This is a genomic window from Halobacillus sp. 12SKB (assembly GCF_052941655.1).
The window spans coordinates 1881336-1897131 of record NZ_JBRFWR010000001.1 but is presented as its reverse complement, the minus strand read 5'-3'; the positions used below and the strand labels follow the sequence as shown (position 1 = coordinate 1897131).

Annotated in this window: 15 protein-coding genes; 5 read left to right on the top strand and 10 right to left on the bottom strand. The window is 44.4% G+C overall.

The genetic code is table 11. The features are described 5' to 3' along the window. Positions 1-112 precede the first annotated feature (112 nt). The gene (locus tag ACQ4XT_RS09090; RefSeq protein WP_446853411.1) at positions 113-1246 is read right to left on the bottom strand and encodes an acyltransferase; all 1134 of its coding nucleotides are present in this window, start codon (positions 1244-1246) and stop codon (positions 113-115) included. A gap of 576 nt (positions 1247-1822) precedes the next feature. Here ACQ4XT_RS09090 and ACQ4XT_RS09085 point away from each other — a divergent pair. From ACQ4XT_RS09085 to ACQ4XT_RS09075, 3 genes are all read left to right on the top strand, one after another. Next, positions 1823-3016, top strand: a complete 1194-nt coding sequence (locus tag ACQ4XT_RS09085; RefSeq protein ID WP_446853410.1) for a S8 family peptidase — start codon at positions 1823-1825, stop codon at positions 3014-3016. A 72-nt stretch (positions 3017-3088) separates the two neighbouring features. Continuing rightward, entirely contained in the window at positions 3089-3268 is a 180-nt protein-coding gene (locus ACQ4XT_RS09080; protein ID WP_446853409.1) for a hypothetical protein, read from the top strand. An 878-nt stretch (positions 3269-4146) separates the two neighbouring features. Continuing rightward, entirely contained in the window at positions 4147-5112 is a 966-nt protein-coding gene (locus ACQ4XT_RS09075; RefSeq protein WP_446853408.1) for a sodium:calcium antiporter, read from the top strand. Positions 5113-5152: 40 nt separating this feature from the next. On the opposite strand, the gene ACQ4XT_RS09070 is transcribed toward ACQ4XT_RS09075, so the two are convergent. The 3 genes from ACQ4XT_RS09070 to ACQ4XT_RS09060 all read right to left on the bottom strand — a co-directional run bounded on the left by ACQ4XT_RS09070 (position 5153) and on the right by ACQ4XT_RS09060 (position 7457). Further along, complete coding sequence (locus tag ACQ4XT_RS09070) at positions 5153-5875, bottom strand: amino acid ABC transporter ATP-binding protein (RefSeq protein ID WP_446853407.1); 723 nt, start codon at positions 5873-5875, stop codon at positions 5153-5155. Continuing rightward, entirely contained in the window at positions 5875-6531 is a 657-nt protein-coding gene (locus tag ACQ4XT_RS09065; RefSeq protein ID WP_115822824.1) for an amino acid ABC transporter permease, read from the bottom strand. Before ACQ4XT_RS09065 ends, ACQ4XT_RS09070 begins: the two co-directional genes overlap by 1 nt. A gap of 116 nt (positions 6532-6647) precedes the next feature. Further along, positions 6648-7457 (bottom strand): glutamine ABC transporter substrate-binding protein, encoded by an 810-nt coding sequence (locus tag ACQ4XT_RS09060; RefSeq protein ID WP_446853406.1) that lies wholly within the window; start codon positions 7455-7457, stop codon positions 6648-6650. Positions 7458-7727: 270 nt separating this feature from the next. Here ACQ4XT_RS09060 and ACQ4XT_RS09055 point away from each other — a divergent pair, with 270 nt between their 5' ends. Then, the gene (locus ACQ4XT_RS09055) at positions 7728-8585 is read left to right on the top strand and encodes an STAS domain-containing protein (RefSeq protein ID WP_446853405.1); all 858 of its coding nucleotides are present in this window, start codon (positions 7728-7730) and stop codon (positions 8583-8585) included. 94 nt (positions 8586-8679) lie between these two features. Here the strand turns inward: ACQ4XT_RS09055 and ACQ4XT_RS09050 are convergent, their stop codons facing one another. The 4 genes from ACQ4XT_RS09050 to ACQ4XT_RS09035 form a co-directional block, all read right to left on the bottom strand. Next, the gene (locus tag ACQ4XT_RS09050; protein WP_446853404.1) at positions 8680-9198 is read right to left on the bottom strand and encodes a PepSY domain-containing protein; all 519 of its coding nucleotides are present in this window, start codon (positions 9196-9198) and stop codon (positions 8680-8682) included. An 88-nt stretch (positions 9199-9286) separates the two neighbouring features. Further along, positions 9287-9811 (bottom strand): PepSY domain-containing protein, encoded by a 525-nt coding sequence (locus ACQ4XT_RS09045; RefSeq protein ID WP_446853403.1) that lies wholly within the window; start codon positions 9809-9811, stop codon positions 9287-9289. A gap of 27 nt (positions 9812-9838) precedes the next feature. Next, positions 9839-11197, bottom strand: a complete 1359-nt coding sequence (locus ACQ4XT_RS09040; RefSeq protein WP_446853402.1) for an ATP-binding protein — start codon at positions 11195-11197, stop codon at positions 9839-9841. Then, positions 11194-11871: a response regulator transcription factor gene (locus ACQ4XT_RS09035; RefSeq protein WP_446853401.1), complete on the bottom strand. Its 678-nt coding sequence runs from the start codon at positions 11869-11871 to the stop codon at positions 11194-11196. The genes ACQ4XT_RS09040 and ACQ4XT_RS09035 overlap by 4 nt, the downstream gene beginning before the upstream one ends. A gap of 121 nt (positions 11872-11992) precedes the next feature. Between ACQ4XT_RS09035 and ACQ4XT_RS09030 the strand changes: the two genes are divergently transcribed. Further along, positions 11993-12943: a nuclease-related domain-containing protein gene (locus ACQ4XT_RS09030; protein WP_446853400.1), complete on the top strand. Its 951-nt coding sequence runs from the start codon at positions 11993-11995 to the stop codon at positions 12941-12943. Between the two features lie 167 nt (positions 12944-13110). Here ACQ4XT_RS09030 and ACQ4XT_RS09025 read toward each other — a convergent pair whose 3' ends face one another. Beyond that, positions 13111-14388: a (Fe-S)-binding protein gene (locus ACQ4XT_RS09025; RefSeq protein WP_446853399.1), complete on the bottom strand. Its 1278-nt coding sequence runs from the start codon at positions 14386-14388 to the stop codon at positions 13111-13113. After that, positions 14381-15784, bottom strand: coding sequence for an FAD-binding oxidoreductase (locus tag ACQ4XT_RS09020; RefSeq protein ID WP_446853398.1), 1404 nt, complete (start codon positions 15782-15784; stop codon positions 14381-14383). The genes ACQ4XT_RS09025 and ACQ4XT_RS09020 overlap by 8 nt, the downstream gene beginning before the upstream one ends. Positions 15785-15796 lie beyond the last annotated feature (12 nt).

Here is a 15796-nt window from a genome sequence, read left to right as displayed (position 1 = left end):
ATGCGTTTACATTTAAATGTATTATATATTACTTTCCTTTCTGAATTCAATGCGATATACAGATTTTTCTGAAAATAATAAATAAAAAAAGAGAGAAGCATTTGCTCCCCTCTTACTGGGCGGATGTTTTTGCTTCTTCATATTTGTTAACAGAACGTGTAATTCCTAAGAAAGCAGGCTTCTCTTTTGGCAACTTACCGAAAAGCAAACCGGCAAAAGGCAAGTAACGATGCGCAAGCCAAATGATGAGATAACAGAAGAACAAGGTCAGTCCAAACCTTAGCATGATACCAATATGAAACCAGTAGTTACCAGGAGTGGGTATAACTTGCGCTACTACTTTCAAAACAATAGGGTGAAGGAGATAAAACCCAAACGAATAGACCGCTATATTTTTCACGTATGGAAGAATCGGTCTCCATTTGCGTGCGATAATTTCCATCAAGCGGAACATGGCGTAGCTTCCCGCCATCATATAAATCAAGTTCACGATCAAATAGGTCCATCCTGGCAAATAAATAGAAGATACCGTGTAGAGATGGTAGTAAAGCTGGACAGTCGCTATGCCAGCGGCAACCGCAACAAAAACCCAGGCAATGGTTGATTTGTTGTATATTCTTTGTTTTTGTTCTTTGAAGTTAATTCCAATCCAGGCTCCTAAAAGATACGGTCCCATACTGCTCAAAAAGAAAGTGAATGGGATGATCTGAAATTCACGATTCAGAAAATGATAGGCAACAGCTACGGCCATTCCAAATAGCCATAAATACTTTTTAATGAAGGTGACCTTTTTCACAACAAATAAGATCGCTGGGAAAAATAAATAAAATTGCACAATCAGGAAAATAAAGTGAAGCTGATAAAAGGATTCACCCTTTAAAATCCGCATCCCAATCTCACTCATATCAAAACTAACAGCCCCAATATAAATGGAATAAGCTTCATAGAATAAAGCCCATAAAAGATACGGGACAACAATATACAAGGCTCTCTTTTTGTAAAAAGACTTTAATTCTTTCCAATCCATTTTCTGTTCAATATATTTATAGAAAAACACCATAGCGGTGATCATAATGAAGATTCCAGCTTCTATTCTTATGATTCTATTAATGAAGTGGTATTTAGCAAAGGCGTCCCCATCCGCTGGTAATATAGACGCGTACGTTCCTGTCACATGAACGAGCACCACCATGGACATGGCGAAGAGTCGTAATAGAAAGATGGACTCAATTTTTTCTCTAGCCATATTTTAATCATCCTTTATTTGTAATTCGGATTAAACCTTAGTTATCTTACCATGGCCTGCTTTAATTTTTGGGGTTGTTGTCACTTTATCATCTATTTTTTATCTACAGTAATATTATAGTAAGAAATTTCCTTATCCCTAAATATAAAAGCTCTCTTCCCTCTGAAAAAACAATACTATGACCGTTTGTATAGAATCAAAAGGTATTATTTGGAATGATCGTCAAGTACCCTCCCGATCTTCCTTCCCCTAGTTTTGTTAAACTTCTTCCCCTACTACCCAAGAATGCTCATCTAAAACCTTTCCCTAGATAATAGTTGAAAAAATGAGTCATTCTATCTAAGTTTAATCCAGAAGCCAGATCAAGCTATGGAATGGGAAAAGAATTCAAATCTGTACAAAAGCGAAAATCCCCATCACAACACTATTTCAATTTATTTTTTCACTTGGGAATATCCGTTCGAAAAACACCCTTTAAAGACAAGTTTTCCCTCCAACTATCCCAACCCGTATTTTGAAGGAAAACGGCGAAAATCACAGAATTACTAAAATATAAACTTTTAAGGAGGAATAGATTTGAAGTTTAAAAAACTAGCAACATTATCACTGGCCGCCACACTGGCCTTCCTGCCTACAACAGGGCAGGCATTCGCCGATTCTGAGCCGAAGTCGTTGAACAAAATCAACGTACAGGAAGACAAAGGAGAGTTCGTAAAAGGAGAAGTTGTGGTTAAGTTCAAAAATGGAAAATCGCTGAAGCGTCAACAGCTCAAAGGGTTCGGAGCTGACGAAATCTCGGAAAAGCGTTCTTTCGTAGATTCGAAGGTAAAAGTACTTAAGGTCGGAAACGTAGATAAAGTAGTAAAAGCTCTCAATAAAAACCCGAACGTTGAGTATGCAGAACCAAACTACGTTTTCGAAGCAACATGGAGCCCGAATGATACTTACTATAGTGGATACCAGTATGGTCCACAGAACACAGATACGGAAGCTGCCTGGGATATTACCCGAGGAAGCAGCAGTCAGGAAATCGCAATCATCGACTCCGGTGTCGATTACAATCACCCGGACCTTGATGGAAAAACAATCAAAGGCTATGACTTTGTGGACAACGATTATGATCCAATGGACTTGAACAGCCACGGAACACACGTCGCAGGGACCGCTGCTGCAGAAACAAATAACGGATCAGGTGTTGCAGGAATGGCTCCGAACACGAAAATCCTTGCTGTCCGTGCACTTGATGCAAGTGGTAACGGTTCCCTCTATGATATCGCGGATGCGATTCGTTACTCTGCTGATGTAGGTGCTGAAGTAATCAACCTTTCTCTCGGTTGTAACTGTGATACGCAAACCCTGGAAGATGCCGTAAACTATGCATGGAGCAAAGGCTCTGTTGTCATCGCTGCCGCCGGTAATGATGGTGTGTCTACGACATTCGAACCAGCTTCCTATGACAATGTCATCGCTGTTGGTGCTGTAAACAGCAACAACAACAAGGCCTCCTTCTCCAACTACGGAACATGGGTAGATGTCACCGCTCCTGGTGTCGATATCGCTTCCACTGTACCGAACAGAGGATATGCCTACATGTCTGGTACATCCATGGCTTCCCCTCACGTAGCAGGTTTGGCTGGATTGCTTGCATCTCAAGGACGCTCCAACAGCAATATCCGTGCTGCAATCGAACAAACAGCTGATCCGATCTATGGTACCGGCTACTACTTCGAACACGGTCTGATCAACTCTTACGACGCAGTAAACTACTAATCTTAAAAGCGGCCACCCGGCCGCTTTTTTTGTTTCACAATAGCTCCCTGTTCTTGAAGACTCAGTTTCGAGATGTTTGTGTGGTTCTGGGGGCTCCGGGAAAAGGTTCGTCTTGCTCCATCGTCCAGACACTCGAGTCATAAGCAGAACAGCAAAGGAATGAAAAACACATTCCGTTGCTGTTCTGCTTATGACAGTCGTGTCTACCAGGACGATTCCGCATTTGAACACTTTCCATGGGGCGGGCGGTGAGCCTCCTCAGGCTACGCCTTCCGGGGTCTCACCTGTCCCACACGTCCCATAGGAGTCTCACCGTTTCCCTCCGCCCCTTTACTTTATAAGTGTCTCGAAACCACTTCTAAAAGGGACAGCTAGTATGGTTGAAGGAAGTGGATGATTAGAACAGATGTATTCATAAGTAAGGTTCCAATTCTTCTCCCCCGGGCGGGCATATAGTGTGTTGTATCAAGCATTCGCGTATCCTAAACGTCAATGGGATAGAGTTTATATCATTCACTACTCATAACCATACAAGTGATTTTTTAAGTAGTGGTTTCGAGAAACTTACTTGGTTAAGGGGCGGAGGGGAATGGCGAGACTCCTAACTTAAGTGTGCAGGCGCCTTGATCAGCGGCGTATGGACTGGACTGAGCTGGCGGAGATAAAGGAAACACGAAGAACGGAGTGATTCGATGTTGACTTATCGTACAGAAGCGAGGGAAGTCTCACTAGCCGCTAGGCGCCGGAACCGGATATTGAAGAGGAAAAAAGTGCATGGTGAGACCCCACAGGACGCAGTCCGAGGCTCACCGCGCTCCCGCGGAAAGCAAGCTATTCCCCGCAGCCCCACCCACTCAATAAAAGTCTCGAAACTGAGTCTTCCACAAACCTGCCATATAGTTGAAGACCATCGTCATAGGTAAAAGACTATTTTATTGACCTTTTCAAAAGAATTAGCTATATTAATAGTAACAAGGGGAGTAGCGACCGTATAATGCGGTTGGTGAATCGTCATTTCAGTGTGCAAACACTCGGTTCACCAAACTATGACCATAGTACGCAAGACCTTGGCCTGCACGAAATTAGGGCCAAGGTCTTTTTTTATTGGCTCAATCCAGAGGAGGAAAACGATGAACTTTCTTATATTCGCCATCTCAGCCGTTGTAGTCGTACTAGCTGCGGTTCAGCTGAACCGTTATGGGGATGTCATCAGTCAAAAGTCTAAATTGAGCGGGGCTGTCGTAGGAACATTCCTTATAGCGGGAGCTACATCTTTGCCGGAATTGACCACAAGTTTAACAGCCGTCTACATCGATAACCCTGACATTGCCGTAGGGAATATGCTCGGGAGTAATGTGTTCAATGTCTTGATACTCGCAGCTGTAGATCTCATCTATCGCAAGCAAAAAATGTTCAACCGTATTGAGCAGAAGCAGCATCTCCCTTCTGCGATCGCCGGGATAATCTTTACGCTGGTCGTCGTAGTCTCGCTATCTATGAGCTCGACACTTTCGCTCTTTAATATCGGAATCGAAATGTTCATCCTTGTCGGGTTGTACGTCCTGACCGTCCGTTTCTTTGAAAATGATGAATCAGAAGAAATGGACGAAGCAGCAGCCACAGGCAAAACGGTTTCCTTAAAAGCGGCAAGTATTGGTTTTGCGATCAGCGCCGTGGTGGTTTTCGCTGCCGGAAGTGCGCTCTCCATATCCGGGGATCAGCTGGCTCAACAAACCGGGATGAGTTCAAGCTTCGTCGGGAGCTTCTTGATTGCTGCGTCCACCTCTCTGCCTGAACTCGTCACCGTACTTGTAGCGTTCAAAATGGGGAACTACGATATGGCTGTGGGCTCCATTTTAGGGAGTAACTTGTTCAACCTGCAGCTCCTTGCCATCACCGACCTCTTTTATCAAAATGGTCCGATTCTGAATGCGACATCAGGAAGCAACCTCCCGATCGCTCTTTTATTCATCGGGATGATGGTGCTGACGATTTTCATGATGGTAAGAAAAAATGTCGAGAGCTTCACTCGCTATGCAGCTCCTTCCCTTCTTATTGTCGCCATGTATTTTGTCTCTTCTTATTTCCTTTTTTAAACATCAAAAATCCGCAGACAACATCGTCTGCGGATTTCCTTTATAATACTTTACTTAAAAACTCCTGCGTTCTAGGATTTTGTGGGTTACCGAATAGATTATCTGGTACATCCTCTTCCATGATAATTCCTTCATCCATAAACAGAACCCGGTCCCCGACTTCGCGGGCAAATCCCATCTCGTGGGTGACGACCACCATCGTCATCCCTTCCTGCGCCAACTCCTTCATAACGGCTAACACGTCCCCGACAAGTTCAGGGTCAAGCGCTGAGGTCGGTTCGTCAAACAACATGATACTTGGTTCCATCGCTAGTGAGCGGGCGATCGCTACACGTTGTTTCTGCCCACCGGAAAGGCTCTCAGGATAAGCGTTCGCTTTATCACTCAGGCCGACTTTTTCAAGAAGCGGGCGCGCCACTTTTTCGGCTTCCGCTTTCTTCATTTTTTTCACTTTAATCGGACCGATCGTAATGTTGTCGAGTACGGTCTTGTGCGGGAAAAGGTTAAAGTGCTGAAACACCATTCCGACACGAGAGCGTACATCATTGATATTGATTTTAGGATCAGTCAGGTTGTCTCCTTGAATGATGACTTCTCCTGAAGTAACTTCCTCAAGCAGGTTCAAGCACCTTAAAAAAGTACTTTTCCCAGATCCAGATGGTCCAATGACACAAACCACTTCTTTTTCTTTGATTTCTGCATTGATTCCTTTCAACACTTCGTTGGAACCGAATGATTTATGCAAATCTTTGACGGTTATCATTACACATCCAGTCTCCTTTCAACTCTTCTCAAGTACACCGCTGTCGGTACCGTGATAATCAAGTACATGACACAAACCATCGTCAATGCCTGGAAAGCCTGGAACGTCATCCCGTAATACTGTTGTCCCATATAGAGTAGTTCCCCTACCGCGATGACGGAGAATAGGGATGTATCCTTCAAGCTGATGACGAATTGGTTACCAAGCGGTGGAATCATTCTTCTGAATGCCTGTGGCCAGATGATGTAACGCATTGTCTGGTTCCGTGTAAGACCAATCGAACGGCCAGCCTCTTCCTGTCCTTTATCAATCGAGTAAACCGCGCCTCGTACAATTTCCGCTATGTAAGCACCGGCATTAATGGCGATCGCTATGATGGAGGCCGTAATTTTATCAATATTGATTCCGGTTAGATCTGATAGACCGAAATAGATGAATAAAATCTGTGCTAAAATCGGGGTCCCGCGAACCGCTTCAACGTAAACCGTCGCAAGTCCGTATATGATTTTATTTTTCGACAAACGGGCAAATCCAAAAACCGCCCCGAGAACGAATCCGAAAATTAATCCAACGAACGTAATGAGTAGTGTCCATACCAATCCTTCAAGTAAAAACGGCATGACACGAAAATAGTGCGACTCCGTAATGAACTCCATATATGTATTCGCTCCTTGTGTTTTGAATGGTGTAATGGTTCATGCCAGTATTCAATTCATGGAAAAAGCGTAACAAGCCAATCACTTGCTACGCTTTTCTGATCAGCTTCTCTCTATTACTCCGAAGATTCTGTGCCGTATTTACGCTCACCGAACCATTCTTCGTAGATGTCATCATATGTGCCATTATCAATCAATGTCTGCAATGCTTCATTCACATCGCTCACAAGTTCAGAATCCTTAGGGAATGCGATCCCATATTGCTCACCCTGCAAAATGTCTCCGGCTGTTTTTAAGCCTTCAGAGTCATTCGCTACGTAGTATTGGACGTTAGGAACGTCATACATAACCGCATCCAAACGACCAGACTCAAGGTCCATGTAGGCTTCGACGATTCCAGGGAATGTAATCAACTCTGCATCCGGGTGGTTTTCTCGGATGTACGTTTCACTCGTTGTACCAGAACGAGTTCCCACCTTTTTACCTGCAAGGTCATCTTCGGACTGGATTTCATCATTATCTGCGCTTACCGCAAGCATGAGACCAGCATCATAATAAGGGTCAGAAAAATCGATGGTCTCTTTACGTTCATCAGTAATCGTCATACCAGCAATACCGATGTCATAACGACCGGATTGCATACCAGCGACTACGCCATCAAACTTCATAGATTCAATTTCAATATTGAACCCAGCTTCGTCGGCAATCGCTTTAATCAAATCAATATCGAATCCTTCCATTTCTCCCGTTTCCTCGTTCATGAACTCAAAAGGAACAAAGTTGTTATCCGTCGCTACTGTGTATGTTTCTCCACCGGAATCCCCTTCGGAATCTCCGGATGTACCGGCTTCGCTGTCACTGCCACAGGCAGCAAGAAGCATACTTAAAGCCATAACCATAATGAATAAGTACCATTTTGCTTTCATTCATTTTTCCCCCTTTTATTATGTGACTTCTATTATCTCAAATTTTACTACTCTTGCAAATTTTCTGAATAATACTTTTAACGCTTTTTTTGACCGAAAATAGCGATTCTATTAAACTTTTCAGATAAATGCTCACTTTTTCTTAGTTTTAAGTCAATTAACTAACGAATACGACAAGAAATTATGAAATAAAAGTGTTAATCACAGTCGGAAAGGGTAATAGGGTATAATAGGGGATAGTTCCTAATTTTGTGAAAGGGAAGGTTTTACATGTCGGAAGAATATCACTTTGGATCAGAGCAATATTATTCTCTCAAATCAGCTGCTCAAAAGATCTTTGAAGTCATAACTCAGCGACTTGATGTACAGACCACTTACATCACAATGAGAGGTAAAAACTCCATGACTGTACTGAGTTCGTTAAATAAAGAGGAAGAAATCGTCCCCGAGGGGTTCACGATTGATTATGAAGAAAGTCACTGCCGGTTAATCATTAATGATCAAGACCAAATACTTAGAACAAACAACTTAATGGAAGACAAACTCACACGTGAAATGGAAGCCTCTGCTCTCTTGCAGGTAAAAGGATACCTCGGCGTGACGCTGAAAGATTTAAAAGGAAATGTGTTCGGGACTCTTTGCGTAATGGATAAGGAAGAAAAGAATTTTAAAGAAGAAGATATCGAATTTCTACAAACCATCGCGTCTGTCCTTTCTCACATGATCGATCTTGATCAGACCCACTATAATATGGGACTGATGAATGCACCGATCATCCCGATTACTGATGGAGTGTCCGTAATCCCTATCCAGGGCATTGTTGACCAAGAACGTGCGGACAAATTATTGAGTGATGTCCTTCGATATGGAAAAGAACAGGATACCGACTATTTCGTCCTCGATCTTTCCGGATTAGTTGTCAGAGACCAATTTTTCTCCGAAATGTTACCGAAGCTGATTCACGCTCTACAAGTTATGGGAATTGATACAATATTGACGGGTATTACCCCGGAAATAGCACAGAAAGAAATTGAAACCAATGTACTGACCAAAACGAAACCTAAGACCGTTCCGAACCTGCAGACCGCTCTTTCAACAATTGGTTTTAAATTAGTAGAAAGTCATTAAATCCTGCCTCACCGGCGGCTTTCTGTTTCATATCGTTCATCCATAGGAAAAGCTCCACCTACGAAGGGTGGAGCTCCATTTATTACATAACTAGTTATTTTCGTTTGTTTTTTTCAAACTCTTTAACTTCACCTGACTGGCCGTCAACGGTAACCTCATAGTCAAATTCCTCATCTTGGAATTCAAACTCATAGTGACCATCATCGATTTCCATGTCTTTCATTTCACTGCCGGAGGCTTTTTCTTTAGCGGCTTTCTCCGCTTCTTCTTTTGTTACTTTCAAATCTTCAGCTGAAGTTTCATTGGAATCGTCGTCCTCGTGCTCTACTTGTAAGACTTCTCCCGTATTCGCGTCCACTTCCACTTCAACTTCTTTGCCATCTTCTGTCTGACCCTTAAACTCATAGACGGAAATACCGTCCTCTTTATCTTTTTCTACCTTTTCGATCGTCAAATCTACATCTTCTTTAGCGGCAGCTTCTGCCTCTTTTTGAGAAAGCTCCACTTCACTCTCTGAAAATTGATCATCTCCCGACACAGCATTCACACCGAATGCTCCACCGCCTATTACAACAACACTCACAATACCGCCGATCAGCCATTTTTTCTTCATTATATATCCTCCTCTTCGTTGTTCTACTATCACTATATCCACCCACGATGAGAACAAAGAAAGAGGAAAATGAGAATTTGATGAGAAATCAATCGTCCCAAGTGATGGACATAATTTCACCTGTAAGAGCATGGATTTGAATGGTTGCTTCTACTCCACCCGACCTCTCGATTTCGACAAGGTAAAAAGCTGGATTACCTTCCGCTTCAAAGTCGACGTCATCCACGTCCCCTTCGATTTCATTCAAGGCCACCGCCACTGCCTTTTCTTCTGTAATCGGCGGCGCTTGTGCATTTTCAGACTGATCTTCTGAGGATACAGGTGGTTCGTCGTCCTTGAAATTTTCAAACGTCCTCATATCAGAAATACGACCATCCACTTTTGAAACCGTCATTTCATAAATGCCTTCCTCTAGTTTTATAGTGGCCAGGTAATGATCTTCCATAGAAGTTAGATCTGTAATTTCACCATTGTATTGCGTTTGTATTTTCTCACGGATCTCCGATTCCGATAACGGTTCAGCACTTAGCTTTTGGTTCACCCACTGCCACCCTATGATGATTAAGAGAGCAAGCAAACCTATGGAAATCATCACTTTGAAACGGTTAGCCATAAAACTCCCTCCTCCATATCATCATACTCATTGAAAATGAGAATCCTCTGAGAGCAGCAAACGAATCATGGCCGTCGTCCCCGCCCCTTCCTCACTGGAAAGGTGAATGTCAGCCTTAAGAGCATGAGCCAGCTCTTCAGCTAGCGAAAGGCCTAATCCATATCCTTCGGTCCTGGATTCGTCCACTTGGTAAAAGCGATCGAAGACTTTTTCAAGATCATTTTGCGACATCCCGATTCCTCGATCCACGACATGGATGGCTGCATGATTTCCCTCCTTATCAACTTTCACCTCAATCTGCTCTTCACTGTACTTTCTGGCATTATCCATGAAAATATAAAGCAACTGCTTCAATTTCTGCTCATCGGTTATTAAATGAAGATCTTGAGGGCAGGAAAGTTCAACTTTTCGTTGGTATGCTTTTTCAAAAGAAGCGACGGTTCTCTGCAGTAACTGTGAGAGATTGACGGACTCAAATGAAACATCCAAGTGTTCCTCTTTTCTTGCAAGAAGAAGAAGTTGTTCCGTAAGTTCACGCATGCGCTTCGCCTCTGAATGAATGGCTTCCACAGATTCTTGAAAAAGTTCTTCCTCCTGTTTTCCTCTTCTCTTCAAAAGACTTGCATAGGACTCAATCACCGTTAACGGGGTTTTCAGCTCATGAGAAGCATTTGAAACAAACTGCTCCTGCTTTTGGTAGTTTTCTTCAAGCTGAACGATCATTTTGTTAAACGTATCAGCCATTTGAGCTAACTCATCTCTGGACTTCCCTTCATAAGAAATCCTTTTAAATTGACCACTGCCCCTGATTTGCTGCATCGTTTGAATCAATGAGCGAATCGGAGTGACAATCAACCGGCTTAAAAGTCTTGAGGAAAAGAAAAACGGAATCATTGCGAGAAGAGCAACGGTGATGAGCACAATTCTAAGAATATTTAAATTCTGTGCCGTCGCCTCCAAACTTCTCGTCAGCTGAAAAGAAACGACCTCCCCGTTTGTCCACACGATTGGTATGGATACAAAAGCATAAGGAACACCTTCGTACCTTCGAACCTCCGCTTTTTCCCCTGCTTCATACGGATACGCTTGTTCAATGAGGTTCTCCTGACTCCCTCCCGTCAAGCTGATCTCTGAAGTTCCATCTGGAAGGACCAGCCGGATCATGCCATTGGCAGGGACATAAGCCCTCAGGATGTCTGCGGACAGAGAATCACCAGCACGCTCATTGATACCAGTCACAATGCGCTCCGCTTCAAGTCTCGTTTGGTCCACATCACTGTCATAAACAATTTTACTGAAAGAAAAATAAACCGCCGCACTGATCAGCACAAGAAGGATAATGAACAGACCGGTCGTATAAAATTGAATCCGATTCCCGAGCTTCATCGTGGATCCTTCAAGACGTAGCCGACTCCTCTGACGGTATGAATCAGCTTCGGCTCGTACCCTTTATCCATTTTGTTACGCAAATAACGGATATACACATCCACGATATTCGTATCCCCGTAATAGTCAAAGCCCCATACCCCTTCCAGCAGTTGTTCACGGTTCAGCACTTGACGCTTATTTTTCATTAGATAGACAAGAAGAGAAAACTCCTTGGCCGTCAATTCGATAGAGTTTTCGCCCCGGTGCACTTCATGAGTGTTTACGTTGACGCTCAAGTCTTCAAACCTCATGACTTGTTGATCAGATTTTGTCCGTAAAGCTGCTCGTATCCTTGCAAGGAGCTCCTCAATCTCAAAGGGTTTTGTAACGTAATCATTTGCTCCAAGGTCGAGCCCTGTCACCTTATCCTTCACTGAATCCTTCGCAGTCAGCATAATGACGGGCGTTTCCTCATCACCTGATCGAATTCTCTTAAGGAGGTCTGTACCACTCAAGTCAGGAAGCATGATATCAAGAAGAAGCAAATCCCACTCTTTTTCACGATACAGCCGTAAACCTTCCATTCCATCATGAGCCTTCGTCACTTGATAACCTTCATATTCGAGTTCCAGCTCCAACACTCGAGCTATTTTTGTTTCATCTTCAACGACTAATATACTAGGTTTGCTCAATGCTCATCCCTCATTTGTTTTGTTGCATTCATTCTAGCATATGGGCAGGGGATAGGTTGAAATATTTGCTAGGCTAGTAAGCATCTTTTATCGTATGATAAAAATAAAAAGGACGAATGTCATGATCATTAAGCAACGAGCATTTCCACGAGACATCGAACAACTGCAAACAATAGAACGACGCCTTCATGAAAGCCACCTCCAAATGCCAAAGATTAAAGAACACCTCAAAAACCGCCTCTCCGGCCACAAAGGAGAGCTCGCTCTCAACTTCCCACTCTCCTACCTCCCCGAACACTACCGAATCTTCCATCACCTACGTCTCTATGACGGCACCCACTACTTCCAAATCGATTGCCTTGTTATGACGAACCAATGGATTTTGATTGTTGAAGCGAAGAACATTGGAGGAGAGTTGTTTTACAATCAAAGATTCAACTTCCTATCCAGAACATGGGATGAAGGACCGCAAACGTTTTCTGATCCTGTCCTTCAAGTGAGGAGGCATCGAAGACAGTTGCAGCAATGGCTTCATTTAAAAGGTTTTCCCGACATACCTATTTACTGCCTCGTTGCCAACAGTCATCCTGGTACTTCGATAAACACAGATGACCCTTCACTGGATATCGTGATCCGTACCGAAGCTCTGCCAGAAAAGGTAGGGGAAATTGCTGATCATCATACAGGGGAAAGATTATCGACTTCCCTTCCTGATTTAATAAGCAAAGAGATTTTAAAATCAGATTCTCCCCTCGCTTTTGATTACTTGAAAGATTTATCAGTTAAAGATTCAGATATTCGAAAAGGCGTGTTCTGCACATCCTGTCAGCAATTAGCAATGCTCTGGGAATATGGAAAATGGAAATGCAATAAATGCAGGCACAAAGATAAGACAGCACATCACCCCGCACTACGTGACTTTTGTTTGTTAAACGGATCTAAGATTACAAATAAAAGCTTACGAGAGTTTCTCCTCATCGAATCCCCGACCATTGCTCAAGGAATACTCAAAAAAGTGTGTGCAAGGTATGAAGGCACAAAAAAATCTAGAGTCTATTTTTTAAGATACTGATAAATAAGCATAACCCACTGATAAATTCTTTAAAGTCGCCGATAAAACACTAAAACCTACCGATAAATTGGCCAAAGCCATTGATAAAATAGCTAAACCCACCGATAAACTCACTCAGCCACACCCCACCCAAACACAAAAAAAGACGACCTCATCAAGAGATCGCCTCACCACTTCGGCCTAGGATCAGCCTCCATCAATAAATCTACCAAATGTACAGCATCCATCCCCAAACCTTCACGCTCGACACCAAGCTTCATCTGCAGCTGACAGCCAGGGTTGGATGTCACAACACCACCAGCTCCCGTACCACAAACATCCTGCATTTTGACGTCTAAAATATCCATCGCGTCTTCATAGTTTGTAATATTGTAAACGCCAGCGGATCCGCAGCAAAACTCCGGCCGCTCCAACTCGCGCAATTCTACACCAGGAATGCGACGAATCAAATCGAGTGGCTCATTCGTCACCTTCTGTACATTGCGCAAATGACAGGAAGGCTGATAAGTTACGGTCCTCGACAACTCTTTTTCAAACACAAGCCCGTCCAACTCTACAAGCACTTCAGAAATATCCCGCACTCGATCAACTAACCGCTCCGCACGCTCGTGCCACTCAGTGCCCTCCTCAAACAAATGCGCATACTCCACCAAACGCGCACCGCAACCACCCGCATTATTCACGATATAATCAAAGCCTTCTTCCTCAAAAGCTTCAATATTCCGCTTTGCAAGTTCCACCGACTGGTCCACTTTGCCTGTATGAGCGTGAAGAGCTCCGCAGCACGTCTGCGCTTCTGGAAAAACGACTTCCGCGCCGCTCCGAAGCAAAAGCTCCACCGTATTCTGATTCGTTTCAAAAAAGACGCTGTCCATGACGCAGCCTTTAAAGAATCCAACCTTTGCCGCAGCCGGCCGCTTACGTACATAACGATCCGCGCGCGCCTGACGTTTTTTCGGTGTAGGCATACTCGGTAAAGCCGCTTCGAATTCGTGTATATGAATCGGAGCTCTTTTCGTCAGCCCAAACCGCTGGGAAACCTTCTGCAATCCACTCTTCTGATAAAGCCAAGTCGCATTCCCCAATGTATTCATCCATTTGGAAGAAGGAAAGAATGACTGGAACAAAAAGTCCTCTACAATCCTGCGCGGCCTCTCCTCATCAATCACCCGTTTCGCTCCTTCAAAGATTTCTCCATACTGGACGTTCGTCGGACAGACGGTTGTACAGGCCATACAGCCAAGGCACTTCTCAATCGGCTCCTTCAAATCCTCAACAGAAGCTTTTCCTTCCGCAACCATCTTCACAAGATTGATGCGCCCTCTCGGCGAATGGGTTTCTTTTTCCATCGTTTCATACGTCGGGCAGGCCGGAAGACAATAGCCGCACTGGACACAGTCGAACGTCTTATCATAATTCAGGCGTTCCTTCAGCGAACTACTCATGGTGCAGCACCAACTTCTGTCCTTTTTCAGGAAAAACTTTGCCCGGGTTCAAGATACTATTCGGGTCCCAGCTGTCTTTGATGCGCTTCATCATATCAAGACCGACTTCTCCGAGCTCAAGCTCCATAAACGGCGCCTTCATCGTACCGATTCCGTGCTCGCCGGAAAGCGTGCCCCCAAGATCGAGGGCAGCCTGGAACATGTCCTCCACCGCTTGTTCAACAAGCTTCATTTCTTCCACATTCCGCTTGTCACATAAAATATTCGGATGCAGGTTGCCGTCCCCCGCATGCCCGAAGGCCACGACTTCCAGGCCGTACTTCTCTTTGATGAGCTCTAACCGGTCCATAAAGTCCGGAATTTTGCTCCTCGGAACGGTCGCGTCTTCGGATACTTTCGTCGGCTTAATTTTCGCAATGGCAGGTGACACTTGCTTGCGTGCATGCCAGAGCTTGGCCGCTTCCTCATCACTTTTAGGAATGATGATTTCTTTTGCGCCCATCTCTTCCATAATCTCTTCGATCAGCCCCCGCTCGACACGCAGCGTTTCCGGATGTCCATCGAGTTCAATGATAATCACAGCAGCGGCATCAACAGGCAGACCGACTGGCTGGAAGTTTTCAACGGCTACGATACAGGCTTGATCCATAAATTCCATCTTGGCTGGGAGAATTCCTGAAGTCAGCGTTTGGGAGATGGCCTCCCCTGCTTTTCGCACTTCGTCAAAAGCAACCATGATCGTCTGCACGGCGGGTGGCTTCGGCATCAGCTTCAATGTAGCACCGACAATGACGCCAAGCGTTCCTTCCGATCCGACGATCAGTTTCGTCAAATCAATGCCCGTAACATTCTTGATCGTTTGACCACCCGTCTTAATGATTTCACCTTCAGGAGTCACGACCTCCAACCCGAGCACGTGGTCCTTTGTCACGCCATACTTCAATCCCCGGGGACCGCCGGAGTTTTCTGCAAGATTGCCGCCAATCGTGGCTACATGGGCACTGCTTGGATCAGGGGCATACATCAGTCCGTGTTGTTCTGCCGCTTTATTGATGTTTCCGGTCAATACACTCGGCGTCACTTTTACCGTCAAGTCGCGCGGACTAAGGTCTATAACCGCCGGGAACTGCGACATATCTAAAACAATTCCGCCGTGAACAGGAAGAGGACCACCGCTCAGACAGGTGCCTGAACCTCTCGGATGGACCGGTACTTTGTAACGATTGGCAAGTTTCAGAATATCAGCGACTTCCTGCTTCTCTTTCACCTGCACAACTGCATCCGGTAAGTGTTCCCCAAAAGAAGCATCAAAACTATAACTATGACGGTCGGCCAGAGACGTTAAAACACGCCCTTCCGGAAGCAGAGATTGCAGCTCTTCCAACCACTTTTCCATACGATGATTCCT

Excerpts from the sequence above, each read along its gene's own strand:
- ACQ4XT_RS09090 (WP_446853411.1), bottom strand. The coding sequence starts at position 1,246 with ATGGCTAGAGAAAAAATTGAGTCCATCTTTCTATTACGACTCTTCGCC.
- ACQ4XT_RS09080 (WP_446853409.1), top strand. The coding sequence starts at position 3,089 with ATGTTTGTGTGGTTCTGGGGGCTCCGGGAAAAGGTTCGTCTTGCTCCA.
- ACQ4XT_RS09075 (WP_446853408.1), top strand. The coding sequence starts at position 4,147 with ATGAACTTTCTTATATTCGCCATCTCAGCCGTTGTAGTCGTACTAGCT.
- ACQ4XT_RS09070 (WP_446853407.1), bottom strand. The coding sequence starts at position 5,875 with ATGATAACCGTCAAAGATTTGCATAAATCATTCGGTTCCAACGAAGTG.
- ACQ4XT_RS09065 (WP_115822824.1), bottom strand. The coding sequence starts at position 6,531 with ATGGAGTTCATTACGGAGTCGCACTATTTTCGTGTCATGCCGTTTTTA.
- ACQ4XT_RS09060 (WP_446853406.1), bottom strand. The coding sequence starts at position 7,457 with ATGAAAGCAAAATGGTACTTATTCATTATGGTTATGGCTTTAAGTATG.
- ACQ4XT_RS09055 (WP_446853405.1), top strand. The coding sequence starts at position 7,728 with ATGTCGGAAGAATATCACTTTGGATCAGAGCAATATTATTCTCTCAAA.
- ACQ4XT_RS09050 (WP_446853404.1), bottom strand. The coding sequence starts at position 9,198 with ATGAAGAAAAAATGGCTGATCGGCGGTATTGTGAGTGTTGTTGTAATA.
- ACQ4XT_RS09045 (WP_446853403.1), bottom strand. The coding sequence starts at position 9,811 with ATGGCTAACCGTTTCAAAGTGATGATTTCCATAGGTTTGCTTGCTCTC.
- ACQ4XT_RS09040 (WP_446853402.1), bottom strand. The coding sequence starts at position 11,197 with ATGAAGCTCGGGAATCGGATTCAATTTTATACGACCGGTCTGTTCATT.
- ACQ4XT_RS09030 (WP_446853400.1), top strand. The coding sequence starts at position 11,993 with ATGATCATTAAGCAACGAGCATTTCCACGAGACATCGAACAACTGCAA.
- ACQ4XT_RS09025 (WP_446853399.1), bottom strand. The coding sequence starts at position 14,388 with ATGAGTAGTTCGCTGAAGGAACGCCTGAATTATGATAAGACGTTCGAC.
- ACQ4XT_RS09020 (WP_446853398.1), bottom strand. The coding sequence starts at position 15,784 with ATGGAAAAGTGGTTGGAAGAGCTGCAATCTCTGCTTCCGGAAGGGCGT.